This is a genomic window from Pseudomonas reidholzensis (genome assembly GCF_900536025.1).
Lineage (GTDB): Bacteria > Pseudomonadota > Gammaproteobacteria > Pseudomonadales > Pseudomonadaceae > Aquipseudomonas > Aquipseudomonas reidholzensis.
Genome location: NZ_UNOZ01000003.1, coordinates 12788 through 34214, shown reverse-complemented (window position 1 = coordinate 34214; position 21427 = coordinate 12788). Strand labels below are relative to the sequence as shown.

At 65.7% G+C, this 21427-nt stretch carries 19 protein-coding genes; 6 read left to right on the top strand and 13 right to left on the bottom strand.

Features of this window, described 5'->3' with window-relative positions; translation table 11 throughout:
• Nucleotides 1-5 precede the first annotated feature (5 nt).
• The 11 genes from acs to dksA form a co-directional block, all read right to left on the bottom strand.
• Nucleotides 6-1940 (bottom strand): acetate--CoA ligase, encoded by a 1935-nt coding sequence (gene acs / locus CCOS865_RS03220; RefSeq protein ID WP_119137882.1) that lies wholly within the window; start codon nt 1938-1940, stop codon nt 6-8.
• A gap of 162 nt (nt 1941-2102) precedes the next feature.
• Nucleotides 2103-3767 (bottom strand): glucose-6-phosphate isomerase, encoded by a 1665-nt coding sequence (gene pgi, locus CCOS865_RS03215; protein ID WP_119137880.1) that lies wholly within the window; start codon nt 3765-3767, stop codon nt 2103-2105.
• Between the two features lie 245 nt (nt 3768-4012).
• The gene (gene panC, locus CCOS865_RS03210) at nt 4013-4876 is read right to left on the bottom strand and encodes a pantoate--beta-alanine ligase (RefSeq protein WP_119137878.1); all 864 of its coding nucleotides are present in this window, start codon (nt 4874-4876) and stop codon (nt 4013-4015) included.
• Nucleotides 4873-5673 carry a 3-methyl-2-oxobutanoate hydroxymethyltransferase gene (gene panB / locus CCOS865_RS03205; RefSeq protein ID WP_119137877.1) on the bottom strand — a complete coding sequence of 267 codons (801 nt, stop codon included), beginning with the start codon at nt 5671-5673 and terminating at the stop codon, nt 4873-4875. Before panB ends, panC begins: the two co-directional genes overlap by 4 nt.
• 250 nt (nt 5674-5923) lie before the next feature.
• Nucleotides 5924-6403, bottom strand: a complete 480-nt coding sequence (folK, locus tag CCOS865_RS03200) for a 2-amino-4-hydroxy-6-hydroxymethyldihydropteridine diphosphokinase (RefSeq protein WP_119137875.1) — start codon at nt 6401-6403, stop codon at nt 5924-5926.
• A gap of 2 nt (nt 6404-6405) precedes the next feature.
• Nucleotides 6406-7794, bottom strand: a complete 1389-nt coding sequence (locus CCOS865_RS03195) for a polynucleotide adenylyltransferase PcnB (RefSeq protein ID WP_119137873.1) — start codon at nt 7792-7794, stop codon at nt 6406-6408.
• A 732-nt stretch (nt 7795-8526) separates the two neighbouring features.
• Entirely contained in the window at nt 8527-9978 is a 1452-nt protein-coding gene (locus CCOS865_RS03190; protein ID WP_119137871.1) for a sigma-54-dependent transcriptional regulator, read from the bottom strand.
• Between the two features lie 4 nt (nt 9979-9982).
• Nucleotides 9983-12958, bottom strand: coding sequence for a sensor histidine kinase (locus tag CCOS865_RS03185; RefSeq protein ID WP_167469002.1), 2976 nt, complete (start codon nt 12956-12958; stop codon nt 9983-9985).
• Nucleotides 12942-13118, bottom strand: coding sequence for a hypothetical protein (locus CCOS865_RS03180; RefSeq protein WP_003250005.1), 177 nt, complete (start codon nt 13116-13118; stop codon nt 12942-12944). Before CCOS865_RS03180 ends, CCOS865_RS03185 begins: the two co-directional genes overlap by 17 nt.
• A gap of 234 nt (nt 13119-13352) precedes the next feature.
• The gene (gene gluQRS / locus CCOS865_RS03175; protein ID WP_119137867.1) at nt 13353-14240 is read right to left on the bottom strand and encodes a tRNA glutamyl-Q(34) synthetase GluQRS; all 888 of its coding nucleotides are present in this window, start codon (nt 14238-14240) and stop codon (nt 13353-13355) included.
• Between the two features lie 64 nt (nt 14241-14304).
• Nucleotides 14305-14751, bottom strand: coding sequence for an RNA polymerase-binding protein DksA (gene dksA, locus CCOS865_RS03170; RefSeq protein WP_119137865.1), 447 nt, complete (start codon nt 14749-14751; stop codon nt 14305-14307).
• 211 nt (nt 14752-14962) lie between these two features.
• Here dksA and CCOS865_RS03165 point away from each other — a divergent pair, with 211 nt between their 5' ends.
• Together CCOS865_RS03165 and sfsA are read left to right on the top strand one after the other, a co-directional pair.
• On the top strand, nt 14963-16135 hold the full coding sequence (locus CCOS865_RS03165) for a pyridoxal phosphate-dependent aminotransferase (RefSeq protein ID WP_119137863.1): 1173 nt from the start codon (nt 14963-14965) through the stop codon (nt 16133-16135).
• A complete protein-coding gene (sfsA, locus tag CCOS865_RS03160; protein WP_119137861.1) occupies nt 16135-16848 on the top strand; it encodes a DNA/RNA nuclease SfsA in 714 nt (237 codons plus the stop codon). The genes CCOS865_RS03165 and sfsA overlap by 1 nt, the downstream gene beginning before the upstream one ends.
• Here sfsA and CCOS865_RS03155 read toward each other — a convergent pair.
• On the bottom strand, nt 16838-17155 hold the full coding sequence (locus CCOS865_RS03155; protein WP_119137859.1) for a Rieske (2Fe-2S) protein: 318 nt from the start codon (nt 17153-17155) through the stop codon (nt 16838-16840). The two genes, sfsA and CCOS865_RS03155, sit on opposite strands and share 11 nt — an antisense overlap.
• A gap of 166 nt (nt 17156-17321) precedes the next feature.
• Between CCOS865_RS03155 and CCOS865_RS03150 the strand changes: the two genes are divergently transcribed.
• Genes CCOS865_RS03150 through CCOS865_RS03135 form a run of 4 tightly spaced genes read left to right on the top strand, consistent with a single transcriptional unit; the run spans nt 17322 to nt 20911 of the window.
• Nucleotides 17322-18206 (top strand): heme/hemin ABC transporter substrate-binding protein, encoded by an 885-nt coding sequence (locus tag CCOS865_RS03150; protein WP_119137857.1) that lies wholly within the window; start codon nt 17322-17324, stop codon nt 18204-18206.
• A gap of 50 nt (nt 18207-18256) precedes the next feature.
• The gene (locus CCOS865_RS03145) at nt 18257-19240 is read left to right on the top strand and encodes a FecCD family ABC transporter permease (protein WP_167469008.1); all 984 of its coding nucleotides are present in this window, start codon (nt 18257-18259) and stop codon (nt 19238-19240) included.
• Complete coding sequence (locus CCOS865_RS03140; protein ID WP_119137853.1) at nt 19240-20007, top strand: heme ABC transporter ATP-binding protein; 768 nt, start codon at nt 19240-19242, stop codon at nt 20005-20007. Before CCOS865_RS03145 ends, CCOS865_RS03140 begins: the two co-directional genes overlap by 1 nt.
• A gap of 10 nt (nt 20008-20017) precedes the next feature.
• Complete coding sequence (locus tag CCOS865_RS03135; protein WP_119137851.1) at nt 20018-20911, top strand: ChaN family lipoprotein; 894 nt, start codon at nt 20018-20020, stop codon at nt 20909-20911.
• A 185-nt stretch (nt 20912-21096) separates the two neighbouring features.
• Here CCOS865_RS03135 and CCOS865_RS03130 read toward each other — a convergent pair whose 3' ends face one another.
• Nucleotides 21097-21375: a TfoX/Sxy family protein gene (locus tag CCOS865_RS03130; protein ID WP_119137849.1), complete on the bottom strand. Its 279-nt coding sequence runs from the start codon at nt 21373-21375 to the stop codon at nt 21097-21099.
• Between the last annotated feature and the right edge of the window lie 52 nt (nt 21376-21427).

Sequence of the window (21427 nt, the reverse complement as noted above, 5' to 3'; positions counted from 1 at the left end):
ATCGGTTAGGTGTTGAGGCGTTTGTCGATCAGGCCCTCGACCACGCTTGGGTCGGCCAGGGTCGAGGTATCACCCAGGCTGTCCAGCTCGTTGCAGGCGATCTTGCGCAGTATACGCCGCATGATCTTGCCCGAGCGGGTCTTGGGCAGCGCCGGGGCCCACTGGATCATCTCCGGCTTGGCAAAACTGCCGATCTCCTTGCTGACCAGCGCCAGGAGTTCGGCCTTGAGCGCGTCGTCCGGGGTCACACCGTTCATGGGGGTGACAAAGGCATAGATGCCCTGGCCCTTGAGGTCGTGCGGGTAACCGACCACGGCGGCCTCGGCAATACTGTCGTGCAACACCAGTGCGCTTTCCACTTCGGCGGTGCCTATGCGGTGGCCGGACACGTTGATCACGTCGTCGACGCGGCCAGTGATCCAGTAGTCGCCATCGGCGTCGCGGCGGGCGCCGTCACCGGTGAAGTAGTAACCGGCGAAGGGCTTGAAGTAGGTGTCGACCATGCGCTGGTGATCGCCATACACGCTACGGATCTGCCCGGGCCAACTGGCCTTGATCGCCAGCAGGCCGGCGCCTGGGCCTTCGATGACCTTGCCCTTGTCATCCAGCAGCACCGGCTGCACGCCGAACATCGGCTGGGTCGCGCAGCCGGGTTTGAGCTGGGCGTTGCCCGGCAGCGGGCTGAGCATGATGCCGCCGGTCTCGGTCTGCCACCAGGTGTCGACGATCGGGCAGCGCTGTTGCCCGACCTCGTCGAAATACCATTCCCAGGCTTCCGGGTTGATCGGCTCGCCGACGCTGCCGAGCAGGCGCAGGCTCTGCCGCGAAGTGCCTTGCAGCGGCCCCGAGCCTTCGCGCATCAGCGCGCGCAGGGCGGTGGGAGCGGTATAGAAGATGTTCACCTGGTGCTTGTCGACGACCTGCCAGAAGCGCGAGCTGTCCGGGTAGTTGGGCACGCCCTCGAACATCAGCGAGACCGCGCCATTGGCCAGCGGCCCGTAGACGATATAGCTGTGGCCGGTGACCCAGCCGACATCGGCGGTGCACCAGAACACCTCGCCCTCACGGTAGTCGAACACCACCTTGAAGGTCATCGCGGCCTGCAGCAGGTAACCGCCGCTGGTGTGCAGCACGCCCTTGGGTTTGCCGGTGCTGCCGGAGGTGTAGAGGATGAACAGCGGGTCTTCGGCGTCCATCGGCTCGGGTGCGCAGTCGTCGCCGGCGAGTTCGGTGGCGGTGTGGTACCAGAGATCACGCGCATTGTCCCAGGCCACTTCGCCGCCGGTGCGGCGTACCACGAATACGCTGCTGACGTTCGGGCAACTGGCCAGGGCCTTGTCGACGTTGGACTTGAGCGGGATGCGCTTGCCACCGCGCACGCCTTCGTCAGCGGTGATCACCGTGCGGCAGTCGGCATCCTGGATGCGGTCGCGCAGGGCATCGGGCGAGAAGCCGCCGAACACCACCGAGTGGACCGCGCCGAGGCGCGCGCAGGCGAGCATGGCGTAAGCGGCTTCGGGGATCATCGGCATATAGATGCACACCCGATCACCTTTCTTCACCCCGCGGGCCTTGAGCGCGTTGGCCAGGCGGCAGACCTGGCGGTGCAGCTCGCGGTAACTGATGGCCTTGCTGTCTTGCGGGTCGTCGCCTTCCCAGAGCAGGGCGGTCTGCTCGCCGCGGCTGGCCAGGTGGCGGTCGATGCAGTTGTAGCTGACGTTGAGCTTGGCGCCGTCGAACCAGCGCGCTTCGCCGGTGTCCAGGTCGCTGTGCTGCACGCGGCTCCAGGGCTTGATCCAGTCCAGGCGCTTGGCTTGCTCGGCCCAGAAACTGTCCGGGTCTTCGACGGACTGGCGGTACAGGCGTTTGTAGTCGTCTGCGCTGAGTTGCGCGGCCTGGCTGACGGCCAGGGCGGTGGGGTATTTGCTGAGATCGAACATGGCGGGTTGTCCTGCTCTTGTCGTGGCAATCATTCGATGGACAGTGTAGTCATCGACCGTGTTCCACGATTGAGGCAGGTGTGAAGCAATCGCGGGGCAAGCCCGCTCCCACGAGTGTGGGAGCGGGCTTGCCCCGCGATGGGTACTGCAGTGGGCTAGGGATCAGCCGCGGTGACGGCCACGGAAGTAGTTGATCAGGCCCTGGGTCGAGCCATCTTCAGCCGACTCTTCCTGCGCGCCGACCAGGCGCTGGTAGACGCCCTTGCCGAGCTCCTTGCCAAGCTCCACGCCCCACTGGTCGAAGGCATTGATGCCCCAGATCACGCTCTGCACGAACACCTTGTGCTCATACATCGCCACCAGCGCGCCAAGGCGGCGCGGGCTGATCCGTTCGACCACCAGGGTGTTGCTCGGGCGGTTACCCGGGATCACCTTGTGCGGCGCCAGCTTGGCGATATCCGCCTCGTTCAGGCCTTTGCCGCGCAGCTCGCTTTCAGCCTCGTCGCGGGTCTTGCCGAGCATCAGTGCCTGGCTCTGCGACAGGCAGTTGGCGTACAGCCACTGGTGGTGGTCGGCCACCGGGTTGAAGCTGACCACTGGCACGATGAAGTCGGCCGGGATCAACTGGGTGCCCTGGTGCAGCAACTGGTGGTAGGCATGCTGGCCGTTACAGCCCACGCCACCCCAGATCACCGGGCCGGTGTCGGTGTGCACCGGGCTGCCGTCCTGCAGCACGCTCTTGCCGTTGGACTCCATGTCCAGCTGCTGCAAGTGCTTGGTGATGTTACGCAGGTAGTGGTCGTACGGCAGGATGGCGTGAGCGCGCGCACCCCAGAAGTTGCCGTACCAGACGCCGAGCAGGGCCAGCAGCACCGGCATGTTCTTGTCGAACGGTGCGGTCTGGAAGTGCTGGTCCATGGTGTAGGCGCCCGACAGCAGCTCCTTGAAGTTGGCGGTGCCGATGGCCAGGGCGATCGGCAGGCCGATCGCCGACCACAGCGAGTAGCGCCCGCCGACCCAGTCCCACATCGGGAAGATGTTCTCTTCGCGGATACCAAACGCGACCGCGGCGGCCTTGTTGCTCGAGACCGCGATGAAGTGGCGGTACAGCTCGGCCTCGGAGCCGCCCTGGGCGAGGTACCAGGTGCGCGCGGCCATGGCGTTCTTCAGCGTCTCGAGGGTGTTGAACGACTTCGACGAGACGATGAACAGGGTGGTTTCGGCGGCGAGCTTGGCCGACAGCTCATGGAACTCGCTGCCGTCGATGTTCGCCAGGTAGTGGCAGCGCACGCCGCGCTGGGCGTACGGCAGCAGCGCTTCGGAGACCAGTTCGGGGCCGAGGAACGAGCCGCCGATGCCGATGTTGACCACGTCGGTGATCGGTTTTTCGCTGTAGCCGCGCCACAGGCCGTCGTGGATGCGGCCGACCAGTTCGGTGATCTGGTTGAGCACCTTGTGCACGTCGACCATCACGTTGACGCCGTTGACGCTGAGCTTGTCGCCGATCGGCCGGCGCAGCGCGGTGTGCAGCACCGGGCGGCCTTCGGAGGCGTTGATGATCTCGCCGCTGAACATCGACTTGATGGCCTGGCTCAGGTCGACTTCGGTGGCCAGGTTGACCAGCAGCTCGCGGGTCTGCTCGTTGATCAGGTTCTTCGAGTAATCGAGGAACAGGCCGCAACTGCTCAGGGAAAACTGATCGAAACGCTGCGGATCAGCGGCGAAAGCTTCGCGCATGCTGAAGCCCTGCATGGCGTCGCGGTGTTGCTGAAGCGCCTGCCAGGCGGGCAGCGCCGTCACATCATGGGGGGTACGGTAATACGCCATTGCGGATGGTTTCCTCGATGCATGATCGTGCCTTGGACAACGGGCAGCGGCTGCCGGTTGCAGGGTCGGGGTCATTATAGGCATTGCTTGCGTGGGGGGAATGGGGGAGGGCAGGGAGAATTTTCGCGGGCGCAGTATGCGCGGTGGCGAGGCAGGCCCGCTCCCCCAAGGTCAGCGCTAAGCCCTGTAGGAGCGGCGGTGCGGCGATCCGACTTGCCCGCGAAACGTACGGCGCCTGGCTTGAATCAGGCGCTGGCGTCGTCCAGGTGCAGATACAGGTTATCGATCAGCCGGGTGTTACCCAGGTACGCAGCGGCAATCACCACCACGTCGCGGTCGTCGATCATCGCCGGGCGCAAGGTCAGTGCATGACGCACTTCCAGGTAATCCGGGCGGAAACCGGCCGCCAGCAGCTGCGCCTGGGCGGCCACGATCAATGCCGCAAAGTCGCGCTGGCCGTGGCGAATGCTGTCGGCCATCTGGCTCAGCTCACGGTACAAGGCCGGGGCCACGGCGCGCTGCTCGGGGCTCAGGTAACCATTGCGCGACGACAGCGCGAGGCCGTCGTCGGCGCGCACGGTCGGCTCGCCGATGATCTGGATCGGCATGTTCAGGTCGCGCACCATGGCGCGGATCACCGCCAACTGCTGGTAGTCCTTTTCGCCAAACACGGCGAGGTCGGGCTGGACCATGTTGAACAGCTTGCTGACCACGGTCGCCACGCCTTCGAAGTGCCCCGGACGGCTGGCGCCGCACAGCCCTTCGGACAGTTGTGGCACGCTGACGCGGGTCTGCACGGTGGTGCCGTCGGGGTACATTTCGTCCACGGTCGGCGCGAACAGCAGGTGGCAGCCGGCTTGCAGCAGGCGCTCCTGGTCGGCGGCGAGGGTGCGCGGGTAGGTATCGAGGTCTTCGCCCGCGCCGAACTGCAGCGGGTTGACGAAGATGCTCGCGACCACGAAGTCGGCGCGCTGGGCGGCCTTGGTCACCAGCGCGGCGTGGCCGCTGTGCAGGTTGCCCATGGTCGGCACGAAGGCGATCCGCTTGCCCTCACCGCGGGCGCGGGCCACGGCGGCACGCAGTTCGCGGACGCTCTTGACTGTATTCATGCGCTGAATCCGTGTTCGCTGGCAGGGAAGCTGACGTCCTTGACCGCCGTCACGTAGGCGACCAGGGCACTGTGGATGTCGGCCTGGCCGGCCATGAAGTTCTTCACGAACTTCGGCACGCGGCCGCTCAGCGACAAGCCGAGCATGTCGTGCAGCACCAGGACCTGGCCGTCGGTGGCGCTGCCGGCGCCGATACCGATGACCGGGATGCTCACGGCCTGGGAGATCTCGGCGGCGAGTTCGCTGGGTACGCACTCGAGCAGCAGCATGGCCGCGCCGGCTTGCTCCAGGGCGATGGCGTCGGCACGCATCTGCCGCGCCTGGGCTTCCTGGCGACCCTGGACCTTGTAGCCGCCCAGGACGTTGACGGTCTGCGGGGTCAGGCCCATGTGCGCACACACCGGCACGCCACGTTCGGCCAGCAGGCGAATGGTCTCGGCCAGCCAAGCGGCGCCTTCCAGCTTGATCATGTGGGCGCCGGCCTGCATCAGCGTGGCGCAGTTGGCGAAGGCTTGCTCGGGGGTGGCATGGGCCATGAACGGCAGGTCGGCGAGGATCAGCGCGCCGTCGTTGCCGCGCTTGACGCAGGCGGTGTGGTAGGCCATTTCGGCGGTGGTCACCGGCAGGGTGCTGTCATGCCCCTGCAGGACCATGCCCAGCGAGTCGCCCACCAGCAACACGTCCACGCCCGCCTGGCTGGCAGCCTTGGCAAAGGTCGCGTCGTAGCAGGTCAGCATGGCGATTTTCTCACCCTTGGCCTTGAGGCCGTGGAGGGTGGTCAGGGTTACTTCAGGCATGTAGGAAATCCTCGTTCAGGCGCTGTGAAAAACGACTGCGAACAACGCATGCATTCATCTTCCGGAGCGGCACATCATCGTGTGTGATGTTCGGGGCACAGGTCCGTCCGGGCCTAAATAGGTGATAGGTGGCGAAGGGGTGCCACGGGACGCCTATAGTCGTGAGCGAGGGGGGCGAAGTCAATGACCCTGTTACCGCATTGTTACGCTGAGTGTGTTACTGGCGTTACCGCCCTCTGCAACGCCCGAATTACAGGCGTTCGAGGCCGACAAACGGGCAGTCTTCAAGCAGCGCTGCCAAGCGCCGGCCATCGGCCAGGGCGAAGTCCGCCGGCACCAGTTCGGCCAGGGGATAGAGTACGAAGGGGCGGGCCTGCATATGGTAGTGCGGGACCTTGAGGCGGGGGATGTCGATGACCTGTTCACCGAACAGCAGCACGTCGAGGTCCAGCGTGCGCGGCCCCCAGCGTTCCTGGCGGACACGGCCCTGGCCGTTTTCGATGGCTTGCAGGGCGTCGAGCAGTTGCAGTGGTGTCAGCGAAGTGTCCAGCGCCGCCACCGCATTGGTGTAGCGCGGCTGGCCGGGCAGCAGCGAGTCGCTGGCATAGAAGCCCGAGACCCCCGCCAGGCGCGTGCCCTCGGCCTGGTCCAAGGCCTCGAGGGCGCAGCGCAGCTGCTCGGCGGGGTCGGCCAGGTTGCTGCCCAGGCCGATGTAGGCGCGGGTCGGCATGCTTAGTCGAAGGCCTCGTCACCGCTGCGCTTGCGCTTGCTGCCACTGCGTTTGCGCTTGCGTGGGGCAGCGCCGGCACCGTCGTCACGGCTCCCGAGCTCGCGGATCATCTCGCGCCGCTCGCTGTCGTTGGCATCCTGGTAGTCGGTCCACCATTGGCCGAGCTCGTCGGTTTCCTCGCCCGCGCTTTCGCGCAGCAGCAGGAAGTCGTAGCCGGCGCGGAAGCGCGGGTTGTCGAGGAGCATGTCGGCGCGTTTGCCACTGCGGCGCGGCAGGCGCTCCTGCATGTCCCAGATCTCGCGGATCGGCAGGGTGAAGCGCTTGGGGATAGCGATGCGCTGGCACTGCTCGGCGATCAGGTCGTGAGCGGCCTGGTTCATCGCCGGGATCGGCGGCACACCTTGGCTCTGCAAGTACAGCGCGCGGCCCGGCAGGGCTGGCCAGAGCATGGCGGCAAACAGGAACGCCGGGGTTACAGGCTTGCCCTGCTTGACCCGCAGGTCGGTGTTCGCCAGCGCCTGGCTGATCAGCGTATGGGTGTAGCTCGGGCGCTCTTCCAGGGCATGGCTGCTGCCCGGGAACAGCGGCTCGAACAACTGCAGGTCGACCAGCATCTCGAAGGTGATCGCCGCGTGGCCCGAGAGGAACAGCTTCAGGCATTCCTCGAACAGCCGGGCCGGCGGGATGTCGCGCAGCATCGGCGCCAGCTCGCGGATCGGCTGCACGGTGTGCTTCTCGATGCCGAAGTTCAGCTTGGCGGCGAAACGCACGGCCCGCAGCATGCGCACCGGGTCTTCCTGGTAGCGATGGGTAGGGTCGCCGATCAGGCGCAACAGGCGGTTGCGGATGTCGTGGATGCCGTTGGCGTAATCGAGAATGCGCTCGCTGACGGGATCGTAGTACAGGGCGTTGATGGTGAAGTCGCGGCGTTGCGCGTCTTCTTCCAAGGTGCCGTAGACGTTGTCACGCAGGATGCGCCCACTGGCGTTGTGCGACGAACGGTGGCTATCACCTTCGTCTTCATCCGAGTGATGCGCGCGGAACGTCGCGACTTCGATGATCTCGCGGCCAAAATGCACGTGCACCAGCTTGAAGCGGCGGCCAATGATCCGCGCATTGCGGAACTCGGCACGCACCTGCTCGGGCGTGGCGCTGGTGGCGACGTCGAAATCCTTCGGGGTGATACCCAGGAGGAGGTCGCGCACACAGCCACCGACCAGATAGGCCTGGTATCCGGCAGCCTGCAGGCGATCGACGATGCCTACCGCGTGGCGGCTGAACTGGCTGCGCTGCAGCGAGTGCTGGCTCTTGTTGATCACTTCAGGCGTGGTGCGCCTGTGGTGTTGACCACTAACGGGAGGACGGAACGACTGGAACAGCTTCTTCAGCATGGGATGCACTGTTTGAAGGAATGTTCGGCCATGGGTAAGCGAATGGCCGCATGATGGGCGGGGATTCTAGCATTTACTTGGGGAATGGTGTAGGCGGTATGCCAAGGGGTGCTTCAGGCGGGGAATGCTGGGGCGTGAGAAACGACAAGGGGAGCCTAAGCTCCCCAAGAAGTGTCGTTGCGTGCTCTTATTGTTTTTCTGCTGGGCTTCTTGTTTTTGTTGAGTGCCCTGCCCACAAAGCTCGAAACTTGTGGACGACCCCCAAACCGGGGGTAAAGAGCAAACGGATTGCTTTGGCCGCTGAGGTAATGCTGATCTGTCGATCCAACCAGTTTAGGCGCTGCTTTAGTGCAGTTTTTGTTGTTCTCTGCCTGGTTGTGGGGCAAGCCCCAAACACAACTCCTCTCCAAAAGAATCAGTTAGCTGCGCCTCCGCCGTCTTGTTTTTATTGTGCGTGAGCCGTTTCGTCTTGTTCTTATTCTGAGTTGCAGTGCTTGTTATTGTTCTTGTACCAAACATATAGCAGGTGCCGTGCCAACTTTTGCAAACCTAACAAAATCAAGGGTTTGCGGGTTTTTGGCAGGGTGGGCGAGGGGGCAAATGCAGACATTTCGTTACCGTACGCCTCGGCGGCTGTTACGGCGGGAGGGCATGGGTAACAGATTTTTGCGGGATCTGATGTGTTACCCCTGAAATGCAGTGGGGCCGCAAAGCGGCCCCAGGGATGTCGGATCAGTTGTCGCTGGTGGCGTTGCTCTTGCGCCGGGGGATGCCCAGGCGCTGGCGGCGCTCCCACAGGCACTTGCGGCTGACGCCCAGCTTGCGTGCCAGCTCGGTCTCGGTCATGTGGTCCTGGTGCTCGAGGACGAAGTGCTGGAAGTAGTCCTCCAGTGACAGGTCCTCGGTGGGCTCGTGGCTGGCGCTGTTGGCGGTCCCGCTGCTGAGCACCGGCAGATTGCCCAGCAGGTCATCGTCGTCGAGGTCGCTCAACTCGATGTCGATGCCCAGCAGCTCGGCGGAAATCTCCGGGCTCTCGCTGAGGATCACCGCACGCTCGACGGCGTTTTCCAGCTCGCGGACGTTACCCGGCCAGCTGTAATGACGGATGGCCTGTTCAGCCTCGCTGGAGAAGCGCAGGTCGTCACGGCCGATGCGTGCGCTCTGGCGTGCGAGGAACGCGGTGGCGATCTCGTTGACGTCGGGGCCGCGCTCGCGCAGCGCCGGCAGCTTGAGGGCGATGACGTGCAGGCGGTAGTAAAGGTCTTCACGGAACTGGCCAACCTTGGCCAGGTTCTTCAGGTCGCGGTGGGTCGCGGCGATCAAGCGCACATCGACCTTTTGCGACTGCACCGAGCCGACCCGGCGGATCTCGCCTTCCTGCAGCACGCGCAGCAGGCGGGCCTGGGCTTCGAGCGGCAGTTCACCGATCTCGTCGAGGAACAGCGTGCCACCGTCGGCGGCTTCGACCAGGCCGGCACGCCCGGCGCTGGCGCCGGTAAACGCGCCTTTCTCGTGGCCAAACAGCTCGGACTCGATGAGGGTCTCCGGGATCGCCGCGCAGTTGACCGAGATCATCGGCGCCTTGGCCCGTCGCGAGAGGTTGTGCAGGGCACGAGCGACCAGCTCTTTGCCGGTGCCCGACTCGCCCTGGATCAACACGTTGGAGTCGGTTGGCGCGACCTTGCGGATCTTGCTGTACATGTCCTGCATCGGTGGGCACGAGCCGATGATGCCGATCTCGCCATTGGCGGCGTTGCTGCTGCCCTTGTCGGCAGCGGCGGCCTTGCCGTTGGCCCGCGGTTCAGCGCCGGCACTGACGCTGGCCGGGGCGTTCTGCCGGTCGCGCAGGATGCGCGCCACCGCTTGCAGCATCTCGTCGTGGTCGAAGGGCTTGGCGATATAGTCCACCGCGCCCATCTTCATCGAGTCGACCGCCGAACGCAGGCTGGCGTAGCTGGTCATGATCAGCACCGGCGTGCCCTGGCCGAGCTTGATCAGCTCGGTGCCCGGCGCGCCAGGCAGGCGCAGGTCACTGACGATCAGGTCGAAGGTGGCAATGCTGAAGCGTTCCTGGGCTTCCTGCACCGAGCCGGCTTCGCTGACCTGGTACTGGTTCCGCTCGAGCAGGCGACGCAGGGCCGAACGGATGATGGTTTCGTCTTCGACGATCAGAATATGCGGCATTGATTCAATTCTCTCGACGGTCTCGAATTTCAGGGGACGTCGCTACGACATGCCGGGGCAGGGTCACGCGGATCCGTGTGCCACGCTGCCGTTCGATATCGGCGGGGCTGTCGATGGTGATTTGCCCATAATGCTCTTCCACGATGGAATAGACCAGTGCGAGCCCCAGTCCGGTTCCCTCGCCCGGGTCCTTGGTGGTGAAGAACGGTTCGAACAGGCGGTCCATGATGTTTTTCGGGATGCCACTGCCTTCATCCTCGACCACCAGGTCGACGGTGTGCTCGCTGACTTCGCTGCGCACGCGCACCGCGCTGCCGGCCGGCGAGGCATCGCGGGCGTTGGACAGCAGGTTGATGAGCACCTGCGCCAGGCGTTGCGGATCGCCCTCGGCCCAGTGGTCCGGGTCGCACAGGTTGAAGAACTGCACTTCGAAATTGCGCCGGTTGAGGGCCAGCAGGCCGATGGCATCCTGCGCCACTTCGGCCAGGCACACCGGCTCTTCGTTGTTCTGGTGGCTGCCGCCGGCATGGGCGAAGCTCATCAGTGACTGGACGATGCGCGAGACCCGTTTGGTCTGCTCGAGGATCTGGCTCGACAGCTCGGTGATTTCGCCATCGCCCTCGCGCTCTTCGCGCAGGTTCTGCGCCAGGCAGGCGATGCCGGTGATCGGGTTGCCGATCTCGTGGGCCACGCCGGCGGCCAGGCGGCCGATGCTGGCCAGGCGCTCGGAGTGCACCAGCTTGTCTTCCAGGGCCTGGGTTTCGGTGAGGTCTTCGACCAGCAGTACCAGGCCGCTGTTACCGGGCGCCAGCGGCTCGTCGATGGCCGCCTTGTGCAGGTTGAGCCAGCGCGGTTGGCCGTCGAGGGCCAGGCGCTGCTTGTGCAAGTGTTCGTCGGGCAGGTTGATGAAGCCCAGCAACAGCTCGCGCCAGGGCTCGCCGATGGTCACCAGGCGCGAGCCGACCACGTGCTTGGCGGCGATCCCGGTGAGCTCCTCCATGGCCTTGTTCCACATCAGGATCTCCTGGTCCTTGGCCAGCGAGCAGACGCCCATGGGCAGCTCCTGCAGGGTCTGGCGGTGGTAGCGACGCAGGGCATCGAGCTCGGCGGCCAGGCCGGTGAGGCGCGAGTGGTAGTCTTCCAGGCGGCTCTCGATGAAGTGGATATCTTCGGTGACGTAGTTCTCGTTACCGGATTTGTACGGGAGAAAGGTCTCGACCATGTCCTGGGCGACGCTGGGGCCCATCAGGCCGGACAGGTTGGCCTCGATGCGGTCGCGCAGGCGGCGCAGGGCATAGGGGCGGCGCTCGTCGAACGGCAGGTAGAGGTCGCGCAGGGCCTGCTCGACTTCCTTCTGCGCGGCCTTGGCGCCCAGCGGCTTGGCCAGCTGGGTGGCGAACTCCTGCGGCGAGGCGGCGTGCAGCTCACGCCGTTGCGGGCGGCGCACGTTGTCCACGGCGCAGGCTTCGGCGGCGCTGATCTCTTCGCTGCTGGCGTTGGTGAACAGCGAGATCAGGGTAAACAGCAGGACGTTGGCAGCCAGCGAGGCAATCGCCGCCATGTGCCAGCTGGTGTCGTCGAGCACATAGATCATGTCCAGCAGCGGGATATAGAAGCCCTGCAGGTTGCCCAGCAGCGGCAGCAGCATGGTCACCATCCACACCAGCATGCCGGCCAGCAGGCCGGCGATGAAGCCGCGCCGGTTGGCGGTCGGCCAGTACAGCACCGAGAGCACCCCCGGGAGGAACTGCAGCGTCGCGACAAAGGCGACGATGCCCAGGTTGGCCAGGCTCTGGTGGTTGTTCTGGGTCAGGTAGAAGATGAACCCGGCGGTGATGATCGCGACGATCAGGGCGCGGCGGGTCCACTTCAGCCAGCGGTAGATATTGCCCTCGGCCGGGGGCTGGTAGAGCGGCAGCACCAGGTGGTTGAGGGCCATGCCCGACAACGCCAGGGTGGTGACGATGATCAGCCCGCTGGCCGAAGACAACCCGCCGACATAGGCCAGTAACGCCAGCGCGTCGTTGTTTGCGGCGATGCCCAGGCCCAGGGTGAAGTACTCGGGGTTGGTGCTCGCCCCCAGGCGCAGGCCGGCCCAGAGGATCAGCGGCACCGCCAGGCTCATCAACAGCAGGAACAGCGGCAAGCCCCAGCTGGCGCTGACCAGCGAGCGCGGGCTGAGGTTTTCGGTAAAGGCCATGTGGTACATGTGCGGCATGACGATCGCCGAGGCGAAGAACACCAGCAGCAGCGTCCGCCACGGGCCTTCCTGCAGCGGCGTATGCAAGGCGGCGAGGGCGGTCTGGTTCTGCAGCAGCCACACCTCCAGCTCGTGCGGGCCGCCGAACACCCCGTACAGGGCATACAGGCCGATGCCGCCGAGCGCCAGCAGCTTGATCACCGACTCGAAGGCGATGGCGAACACGAGGCCCTCGTGCTTCTCGCGGGTGGCGATATGGCGCGAGCCGAAGAAAATCGTGAACAGGATGATCAGCACGCAAAAGGCGAACGCCACCCGGGCCTTGACCGGCTCACCGGTGAGGATGCTGATCGAGTCGGCCACGGCCTGGATCTGCAGGGCCAGCAACGGCAGCACGCCGATCAGCATGAAGATGGTGGTCAGCGCCCCGGCCCAGGTACTGCGAAAGCGGAACGCCAGCAGGTCGGCCAGCGAGGACAGCTGGTAGGTGCGGGTGATCTTGAGGATCGGGTAGAGCAGCACCGGCGCCAGCAGGAAGGCCCCGGACACCCCCAGGTAACAGGCGAGGAAGCCGTAGCCGTACTGGTAGGCCAGGCCCACCGAGCCATAGAAGGCCCAGGCGCTGGCGTAGACGCCGAGTGACAGGGTGTAGGTCAGCGGGTGACGGATGACCGAACGCGGGATCAGCCCACGTTCGCTGATCCAGGCCACGCCAAACAGCACGCCCAGGTACCCGGCGCTGATCAGGATCATCTGGGTCAGGCTAAAGCTCATCGGCATCTCGTTGGCTCTGCAGGATAAAGGTGACGACGATCAGGATCAGCCAGAGCAGGTAGGGTCGGTACCAGGCTCCGGTCGGTTCGATCCACCAGTCCATGATGGCTGGGGAGAACAGGTAGATCCCCACGACCAGAAGCAGGACCAAACGATAGATGTACATGTCGGCCTCGATGGTTGGGCGCTGCGGGCTTGGACTTATTATTGGCGCAAATGGCCGGGGCGATGCTAGCGGGATTCCGCATCGGACGGCAAGAAATTGAATTTATTGGTTTTTTGCCTGTGCGGGCCTCTTCGCGGGGCAAGCCCGCTCCCACAGGATCCCTGCAATGCCCGAATTTTGCGGCCGGCACAAATCCTGTGGGAGCGGGCTTGCCCCGCGAAGAGGCCGGGAGGATCAGTGCAGATCTGCTTCGGCAAGGGTCATCTGCCGCGCAATCGCCTCCGGCCGCCACTGCCGCCGCGCCACGTCCAGCACCTCGCCCGGGCTGGCGTTCTCCAGCGCCGGATCGGTCACCTGCCCCAGCGCCCGCAACGCGCGCAGCAACAACGGCGTGGCCTGCCCCGGTGCCAGCGGTGGCGAACGGTACGACTTGCCCAGCTTGTGCCCATCCGGCTGGATGATCAGCGGAATATGCAGGTAGCGCGGCTGCGAGAACCCCAACAGCTCCTGCAGGTACAACTGCCGCGGGGTGTTGTCCAGCAGGTCGGCCCCCCGCACGATGTCGGTAACACCCTGCCAGGCATCGTCCAGCACCACCGCCAGCTGATAGGCATACAGCCCATCGCGGCGCTGGATGATGAAGTCGCCCACCTCACGCCCCAGGTGCTGGGCGAACTCGCCCTGCACGCGGTCGTTGAAGCGGTAGGTCAGCTCCGGTACGCGCAAGCGGATCGCCGCCCCTTCACGGGCATGGCCGGCGTTGCGGCACGCGCCCGGGTAGATCCCGTTACACCCTTCCAGCTGCTTGCGCGAGCAGGTACAGGCATAGGCCAGCCCTTGTCGGAACAAGCGCTCGACCACTTCGGCATAGGCGTCATGGCGCTGGCTCTGGTACACCACCTCGCCATCCCACTCCAGGCCGTAGCCTTCAAGGGTGTGCAGGATGGCATCGCGGGCACCGGGCATCTCGCGGGGCGGGTCGGTGTCTTCCATGCGCAGCAGCCAGCGGCCACCGACGGCGCGGGCGTCGAGCCAGGAGGCGAGGGCGGCCACCAGCGAACCGAAGTGCAGAAAACCGCTGGGGGTGGGGGCGAAGCGCCCGACGTAGGGTGATGAGGTCATGGGCTTACGGCATCTATAAAATGAAACGGGGCGCTAAGAGCGCCCCGTTCGGTGGGAATCGGAATCAGCCTTTGCCGACTGTCTTTTCCTTTTGCTCCGCAACCTCTTTGCAATCGAAGCAAAGGTCGGCGGTAGGGCGGGCTTCAAGACGACGCACGCCAATCTCGATGCCACAGCTCTCGCACCAGCCGTAGTCTTTGTCCTGAATCAGCTGCAGGGTCTTGTCGATCTTCTTGATCAGCTTGCGCTCGCGATCACGTGCGCGCAGCTCAAGGGCAAACTCTTCCTCTTGCGTGGCACGGTCTGCCGGGTCGGCGAAGTTGGCCGCCTCTTCCTTCATATGGTCAACGGTCTTGTCGACGCCGATCATCAACTCTTGCTTCCAACCATTGAGGATCTGGATGAAATGCTTGCGCATGGAGTCACTCATGTACTCCTCACCCTTGGCCACTTGGTAGGGCTCGACCCCATAAAGGTTATGACTGGCTTTTTGCTTTTCTTGGGTGGACATGAATAGACCGCCTCTCACTCATCTGATCCAATGCGCAGGATGTTCCATCTCCGGCGACCGCCGGCCCTGCGACTGCGAGCCGCCGAACTTACCAGATAGATCGGGGGTGCGCTAGCCCGGCCGATCCTAGTGTTGACAGCGGCCCGAGGCGCACGTTCAGTGGCGCGCGACGGTCGATTCATCAGTTTAGACCCAATTGAGAGAAGGCCCCATGGCTCAGCCCTACAGCGCGCGCAGCCGCGCGATCGAACCCTTCCATGTCATGGCGCTGCTGGCGCGGGCCAACGAATTGCAGGCGGCGGGCCATGACGTGATCCACCTGGAAATCGGCGAGCCGGACTTCACCACCGCCGCGCCCATCGTCGCCGCTGGCCAGGCCGCACTGGCCGACGGCCACACCCGCTATACCGCGGCACGCGGCCTGCCCGCGCTGCGCGAGGCGATCGCCGGGTTCTATGGCCAGCGCTATGGGCTGTCGATCGACCCTGAGCGGATCCTCATCACCCCCGGCGGCTCCGGCGCGCTGCTGCTCGCCAGCAGCCTGCTGGTCGACCCGGGCAAGCACTGGCTGCTGGCCGACCCCGGTTACCCGTGCAACCGTCACTTCCTGCGCCTGGTCGAAGGCGGCGCGCAGTTGGTGCCGGTCGGCCCCGAGGTCAACTACCAGCTCACCGCCGACCTGGTCGAGCGCCACTGGGACGCGGACACCGTCGGTGCGCTGGTCGCCTCGCCGGCCAACCCCACCGGCACGGTGCTCGACCGCGAAGCCCTGGCTGGCCTGTCCCAGGCGGTGCACGCGCGTCAGGGCCACCTGGTAGTGGACGAGATCTACCATGGCCTCACCTATGGCATGGACGCGCCCAGCGTGCTCGAAGTGGATAACGACGCGTTTGTCCTGAATAGTTTTTCCAAGTATTTCGGCATGACCGGCTGGCGCCTCGGTTGGCTGGTGGCGCCGCCCGATGCGGTGGCTGACCTCGAGAAGCTCGCGCAGAACCTCTACATCAGTGCCCCGAGCATGGCCCAGCACGCTGCGCTGGCCTGCTTCCAGCCCGAGACCCTGGCGATCCTCGAAGAACGCCGCGGCGAATTCGCCCGGCGCCGCGACTACCTGCTGCCCGCACTGCGCGCGCTGGGCTTCGGCATCGCTGTCGAACCGCAGGGGGCTTTCTATCTATATGCCGACATCAGTGCATTCGGTGGCGACGCCTTTGCCTTCTGCCGGCACTTCCTGGAAACCGAGCACGTGGCCTTCACCCCGGGGCTGGACTTCGGCCGCCACCTGGCCGGCCACCATGTGCGCTTCGCCTATACCCAGAGCCTGCCGCGCCTGGAACAGGCGGTCGAGCGCATTGCCCGTGGCCTGCGGAGCTGGCAAGGCTGATGGCGTTCTTCCCACCCCTCGAACAAGGGCGGCTGCTGCGCCGCTACAAGCGCTTTCTCGCCGACATCGAGCTGGCCAATGGCGAGCAACTGACCATCCACTGCCCCAACACCGGCTCGATGCTCAACTGCATGCGTGAAGGCGGCCAGGTCTGGTTCAGTCGCTCCAACGACCCCAAGCGCAAGCTGCCGGGCACCTGGGAAATCAGCGAGACCCCGCAGGGCCGGCTGGCCTGCGTGAATACCGGGCGGGCCAATGCGCTGGTCGAGGAGGCGTTGCGGGCCGGGGTGATCAGCGAACTGGCGGGCTTCAGCGCGCTCAAGCGCGAAGTGGCCTACGGCGAGGAGGGCAGCCGGGTGGACTTTCGCCTGGAGTTCGCCAGCGGCCCGGCCTATGTCGAGGTCAAGAGCGTTACCCTCGGCTACCCGGATACCGCCGTGGCGGCCTTCCCGGATGCGGTGACCCAGCGCGGCGCCAAGCACCTGCGCGAGTTGGCGAGCCTGGCGCGCCAGGGCATCCGCGCGGTGCAGCTGTACTGCGTGAACCTTACCGGTGTAGAAGCGGTGCGCCCGGCCGAGGAGATCGACGCGGCCTACGCCAGTGCCCTGCGCGCCGCCGTGGCGGATGGCGTCGAGGTGCTGGCCTACGGCACCCGGCTGGATGCCGAGCAGATCGTCATCGACCGCCCGCTGCCGGTCTTGCTCAATCCTTGAGCCAGATGCCCTGGCTGTCTTCCAGGCAGCCCAGGGCCTGCAGCTGCTCACCCTCGCACGGCCCGGCCACGCATTCGCCGCTCTCGATCAGAAACAGCGCCCCATGCTGGGCGCAGTGGATGAGGCTGGCGCTGTCATCGAGAAAACCCTCCTCGGTCCAGTTCAGCGGGATGCCCTTGTGCGGGCAGCGGTTGCGGTAGAGAAACACCTGGCCGTGGCGGCGCACGCCGAACAGGGCCTGGCCGGCTACGCTGAACGCGCGGCTGTGGCCTTCGGCGAGGTGGGCGGAAGCGCAAAGAAAATGCATCGACTGGCTGGGCTCTTGCTGTAAAGGGAGGGAACAACGCGATGGCTTGACGCTTCAATGCGAATAATTATCAAATTGCCCGCCTGCTGCGTTCGCCGTCTGTCTATGGTGCGCAGTTCCGCCGTTCGCCACAAGGCGCGCGGTTTGTCTTCTGCAAAGGAATCCGATGATGCGCCGTCCTGCTGCCCTGATCGCCTTGTGCGCCGGTCTTGCCCTCTCCACCCAGGCCCTGGCCGCCGAGCTGCCGCAACGCTGGGTGAGTGCCGGCGGCGCCTTGAGCGAATGGATCAGCGTGCTGGGCGGCGAGCCCCGGCTGGTCGGCGTCGACACCACCAGCCAGCACCCCGCGTCGCTCAAGGCCTTGCCGAGCATCGGCTACCAGCGCCAGTTGTCGGCCGAAGGCATCCTCAGCCTGCGCCCCGATGTGCTGGTCGGCACCGAAGAAATGGGCCCGCCACCGGTCCTCGCGCAGATCCGCAGCGCCGGCGTGCGGGTCGAGCTGTTTTCCAGCAAGGCCGAACTGAGCGCCGTGGAGAGCAACCTCAAGCACCTCGGCAGCCTGCTCGGTGCCGAGCACCAGGCCAGCGAACTGGCCAGCGGCTACCGCCAGCAGCTCGATGAATTGCAGGCCAAGGTCAAGCAGGCGCAAGCCAGCCAGCAGGCGCCGGGCGTCTTGCTGCTGGTCGGCCATGCCGGCGCCAAGCCGCTGATTGCCGGGCAGGGCACCGCCGGTGACTGGCTGCTGCGCCAGGCGGGCGCGCGCAACCTGGCCGATCACCAGGGCTACAAGAACTTCTCGGTGGAAACCCTGGCCGCGCTGGACCCGGACGTACTGGTGTTCTCCGACCGCAGCCTCGACGGCGAGCAGGCGTTGCAGGCGCTGGTCAAGGAGAACCCGGCGCTGGCTACCTCGCGTGCGGTGCGTGAAAAGCGGCTGATCCCGCTCGACCCGACCCTGTTGGTCGGTGGCCTGGGCCCTCGGCTGCCGGCCACCTTGGCGCAACTGGCGGCGGCCTTCTATCCGCAGGCCAAGGTCAGCCTCGCCCCATGAAGCAACGCATCCAGCCGCGCACGCTCTTTATCGGCCTGACCGGGTTGTGCCTGCTGGCGGTGTGGTTGTCGCTGGCGCTGGGGCCGGTCAGCCTGCCGCTGGGCGATACCCTGCGCGCGGGCCTGCGCCTGCTCGGGCTGCCGGTGGCCGGCGAGGGACTGGAACAGGCCGAGATGATCCTGGGCCAGATCCGCCTGCCGCGCACCCTGCTTGGGCTTGCCGTGGGCGCGGTGCTGGCGTTGTCCGGGGTGGCCATGCAGGGCCTGTTTCGCAACCCGCTGGCCGACCCTGGGTTGGTCGGGGTGGCGAGCGGCGCGGCGCTGGGTGCGGCGGTGGCGATTGTCGGTGGCAGTTGGCTGGGCGGCATACCCGAGTGGTTCGCGCCGTATCTGCTGTCGGTGTGTGCCTTCGCCGGTGGCCTGGGGGTGACTGCGCTGGTCTATCGCCTGGGCCGGCGTGACGGGCAGACCAATGTCGCGACCATGCTCCTGGCCGGCATCGCCCTGACCGCTCTGGCGGGGTCGGCGGTCGGCCTGTTCACCTATCTGGCCGACGACGCGACCTTGCGCAGCCTGACCTTCTGGAACCTCGGCAGCCTCAATGGCGCCAGTTACCAGCGGCTGTGGCCGTTGATTCTGGTCACCGTGGCGGTGGCCCTGTGGTTGCCACGGCGTGCCCAGGCGTTGAATGCCTTGCTGCTGGGCGAATCGGAAGCGCGGCACCTGGGCGTCGAAGTCGAGTCGCTCAAGCGTGAACTCGTGTTCTGCACCGCGCTGGGCGTCGGCGCGGCAGTGGCGGCGGCGGGGTTGATCGGTTTCATTGGCCTGGTGGTGCCGCACCTGGTGCGCCTGCTCGCCGGGCCGGATCACCGCGTGCTGCTGCCAGCGTCGCTGCTGGCGGGCGGCGCGCTGCTGCTGTTTGCCGATCTCATCGCGCGGCTGGCGCTGGCGCCGGCGGAATTGCCGATCGGCATCGTCACCGCGTTCATCGGCGCACCGTTCTTCTTGTTGTTACTGGTCCGAGGGCGCCACTGATGCTCGAAGTCGAAGGCCTGCACCTGCGCCGCGGCAGCGCCGAAGTGCTGCACGATATTCACCTGTGCCTGCGACCGGGCACGGTGCTTGGCGTGCTCGGGCCCAATGGCGCGGGCAAGAGCAGCTTGCTCGGCGCCCTGTGCGGCGAGCTGACGCCCAGCCAAGGCGAGGTGCGCTTGCTCGGCCGGGCGCTGGCGAAGTGGAGCGGCCAGCAGCGGGCGCGACACCTGGCCGTGTTACCGCAGGTCTCCAGCCTCGGCTTTGCCTTCCGCGTCGAAGAGGTGGTGGGTATGGGCCGCTTGCCGCATGCCAGCGGCCAGCAGCGTGACGGCGAGATCATCGAGACCGCGCTGCGGGCGGCGGATGCCTGGCACTTGGTGGAGCGCAGCTACCTGGCGTTGTCCGGTGGCGAGCGCCAGCGCGTGCACCTGGCGCGGGTGCTGGCGCAACTGTGGCCGGGCGAGTCCGGGGCGACGCTGCTGCTCGACGAACCGACCTCGATGCTCGACCCGCTGCACCAGCACACCACCCTGCAGGCGGTGCGCAGCTTTGCCGACCGCGGCGCCGCGGTGCTGGTCATCCTGCATGACCTGAACCTGGCGGCGCGCTACTGTGATCAGCTGTTGTTGCTCGAGCAGGGCCGCTGCCACGCGCTGGATACACCGCGCCAGGTGCTCACGCCGCAGGCCCTGAAGGCGGTGTTCGGCATCGATGTGCTGGTGCAGGATCACCCCGAGCGTGGCCATCCGCTGATCATTACCCGTTAGGAGCTCCGCCATGCGCTATCCCTTGCTGTCGCTGTGTCTTGCCTTGGCCTTGGGGGGTTGCCAGGCGCAGCAGGCCAGCCTGCCGGCGCTGCCTGCCTGGCAAAGCAGCGAAGGTCGCGACAATGCCGCTTTGGGGCAGATCCGCGTGCTGGCCAGCGGTCAGTTGATCAGCCCGGCGCAGTTGCTCGCGCAGTTGGCCGAGGCGCCGCGGGTGCTGGTGGGGGAGAAGCACGACAACCCTGACCACCACGCCCTGCAGTTGTGGTTGCTGCAGGCGCTGCAGCGCCAGCGGCCCCAAGGCAGCCTGCTGCTGGAGATGCTCGAGCCTGCGCAGCAGGCGCGGGTCGATGCGCTGGCCGGCAAGGCGCCGCTGCCTGCGGACCTGGACAAGGCCCTGGACTGGCAGGAAGGATGGGACTGGGCTATGTACGGGCCGATCGTGCGGGAAGCGCTGCAGCAGTCGGTGCCGTTGCTGGCGGCCAATCTTTCGGCTGCCGAGATGCGTCAGGCCTATCGTCAGCCGGTCGCTCTCACGGGGCCTCGTTCTAACGCGCCGCAGGTAAAAGCTGCGTTGTTGCAGCAGGTGCGCGAGGGCCATTGCGGCCTGCTGCCGGAAAGCCAGCTGCCGGCCATGCTCGCGGTCCAGCAGCAGCGTGACCGGCGCATGGCCGAGCGGCTATTGGCGGCGCCGCAGCCCGCGTTGTTGTTGGCCGGCAGCTATCACATGCGCAAGGACCTGGGCGTGCCGCTGCACCTGGCCGACCTTGGCGCCAAGGGCGAGAGCAAGGTGCTGCTGTTGACCGAGGTCGGGGAGGTGGTCGAACCGGGGATGGCCGATTTCGTCTGGTTTACCGCGGCGCTGCCAGAGCAGGATTACTGCGCCCAGCTGCGTAAGGGGCCATAAGCCAACCTCACACAAATCGCAGGCAAAAAAAGACCCGGCAAAAAGCCGGGTCAATAACCGTGATTAGCCTGATGAGGAGATAATCTGAGAGTCCGAACCAGGGGCTTTCAGGTTACCCAACCAGTCTCGCGACCAGTTGTGATAATCATAACAATTCTCATTTCCACGTCAATCCCTTTCCCGAACTATTTCTGATTTTTCTGCGGCGGGAGCTTGGCGTCCAGTTGCTGGTTGAGCGCTTCCTTGCGTTCGGCGGGCAAATCGTTCCAGTGCATGTCGAGCAGTGCGCCTTCGATTGCGTACAACAACACTTTCGACGCCCGGAAGCCTCGGGTCCGCACCGCCTGATAGGCACCCACCGCACCCAGCCGACGCAGGTCCGAGGCACTGTGGATGCCGGCCGCGTGGAGCCATTGGGCGGAGGTCTTGCCAAGGTTCTTCAGGTGCTGCAATTCATCGTTCATCGAGCCTCCTTGCGATGGCTGAACGGGCAATGGGGGAAATCGCGAGCAGGTC

Excerpts from the sequence above, each read along its gene's own strand:
- CCOS865_RS03135 (WP_119137851.1), top strand. The coding sequence starts at position 20,018 with ATGCGCTATCCCTTGCTGTCGCTGTGTCTTGCCTTGGCCTTGGGGGGT.
- panB (WP_119137877.1), bottom strand. The coding sequence starts at position 5,673 with ATGCCTGAAGTAACCCTGACCACCCTCCACGGCCTCAAGGCCAAGGGT.
- CCOS865_RS03190 (WP_119137871.1), bottom strand. The coding sequence starts at position 9,978 with ATGCCGCATATTCTGATCGTCGAAGACGAAACCATCATCCGTTCGGCC.
- CCOS865_RS03140 (WP_119137853.1), top strand. The coding sequence starts at position 19,240 with ATGCTCGAAGTCGAAGGCCTGCACCTGCGCCGCGGCAGCGCCGAAGTG.
- CCOS865_RS03130 (WP_119137849.1), bottom strand. The coding sequence starts at position 21,375 with ATGAACGATGAATTGCAGCACCTGAAGAACCTTGGCAAGACCTCCGCC.
- CCOS865_RS03195 (WP_119137873.1), bottom strand. The coding sequence starts at position 7,794 with ATGCTGAAGAAGCTGTTCCAGTCGTTCCGTCCTCCCGTTAGTGGTCAA.
- CCOS865_RS03185 (WP_167469002.1), bottom strand. The coding sequence starts at position 12,958 with ATGCCGATGAGCTTTAGCCTGACCCAGATGATCCTGATCAGCGCCGGG.
- dksA (WP_119137865.1), bottom strand. The coding sequence starts at position 14,751 with ATGTCCACCCAAGAAAAGCAAAAAGCCAGTCATAACCTTTATGGGGTC.
- gluQRS (WP_119137867.1), bottom strand. The coding sequence starts at position 14,240 with ATGACCTCATCACCCTACGTCGGGCGCTTCGCCCCCACCCCCAGCGGT.
- CCOS865_RS03180 (WP_003250005.1), bottom strand. The coding sequence starts at position 13,118 with ATGTACATCTATCGTTTGGTCCTGCTTCTGGTCGTGGGGATCTACCTG.
- acs (WP_119137882.1), bottom strand. The coding sequence starts at position 1,940 with ATGTTCGATCTCAGCAAATACCCCACCGCCCTGGCCGTCAGCCAGGCC.
- CCOS865_RS03155 (WP_119137859.1), bottom strand. The coding sequence starts at position 17,155 with ATGCATTTTCTTTGCGCTTCCGCCCACCTCGCCGAAGGCCACAGCCGC.
- panC (WP_119137878.1), bottom strand. The coding sequence starts at position 4,876 with ATGAATACAGTCAAGAGCGTCCGCGAACTGCGTGCCGCCGTGGCCCGC.
- CCOS865_RS03150 (WP_119137857.1), top strand. The coding sequence starts at position 17,322 with ATGATGCGCCGTCCTGCTGCCCTGATCGCCTTGTGCGCCGGTCTTGCC.
- sfsA (WP_119137861.1), top strand. The coding sequence starts at position 16,135 with ATGGCGTTCTTCCCACCCCTCGAACAAGGGCGGCTGCTGCGCCGCTAC.
- folK (WP_119137875.1), bottom strand. The coding sequence starts at position 6,403 with ATGCCGACCCGCGCCTACATCGGCCTGGGCAGCAACCTGGCCGACCCC.
- CCOS865_RS03165 (WP_119137863.1), top strand. The coding sequence starts at position 14,963 with ATGGCTCAGCCCTACAGCGCGCGCAGCCGCGCGATCGAACCCTTCCAT.
- pgi (WP_119137880.1), bottom strand. The coding sequence starts at position 3,767 with ATGGCGTATTACCGTACCCCCCATGATGTGACGGCGCTGCCCGCCTGG.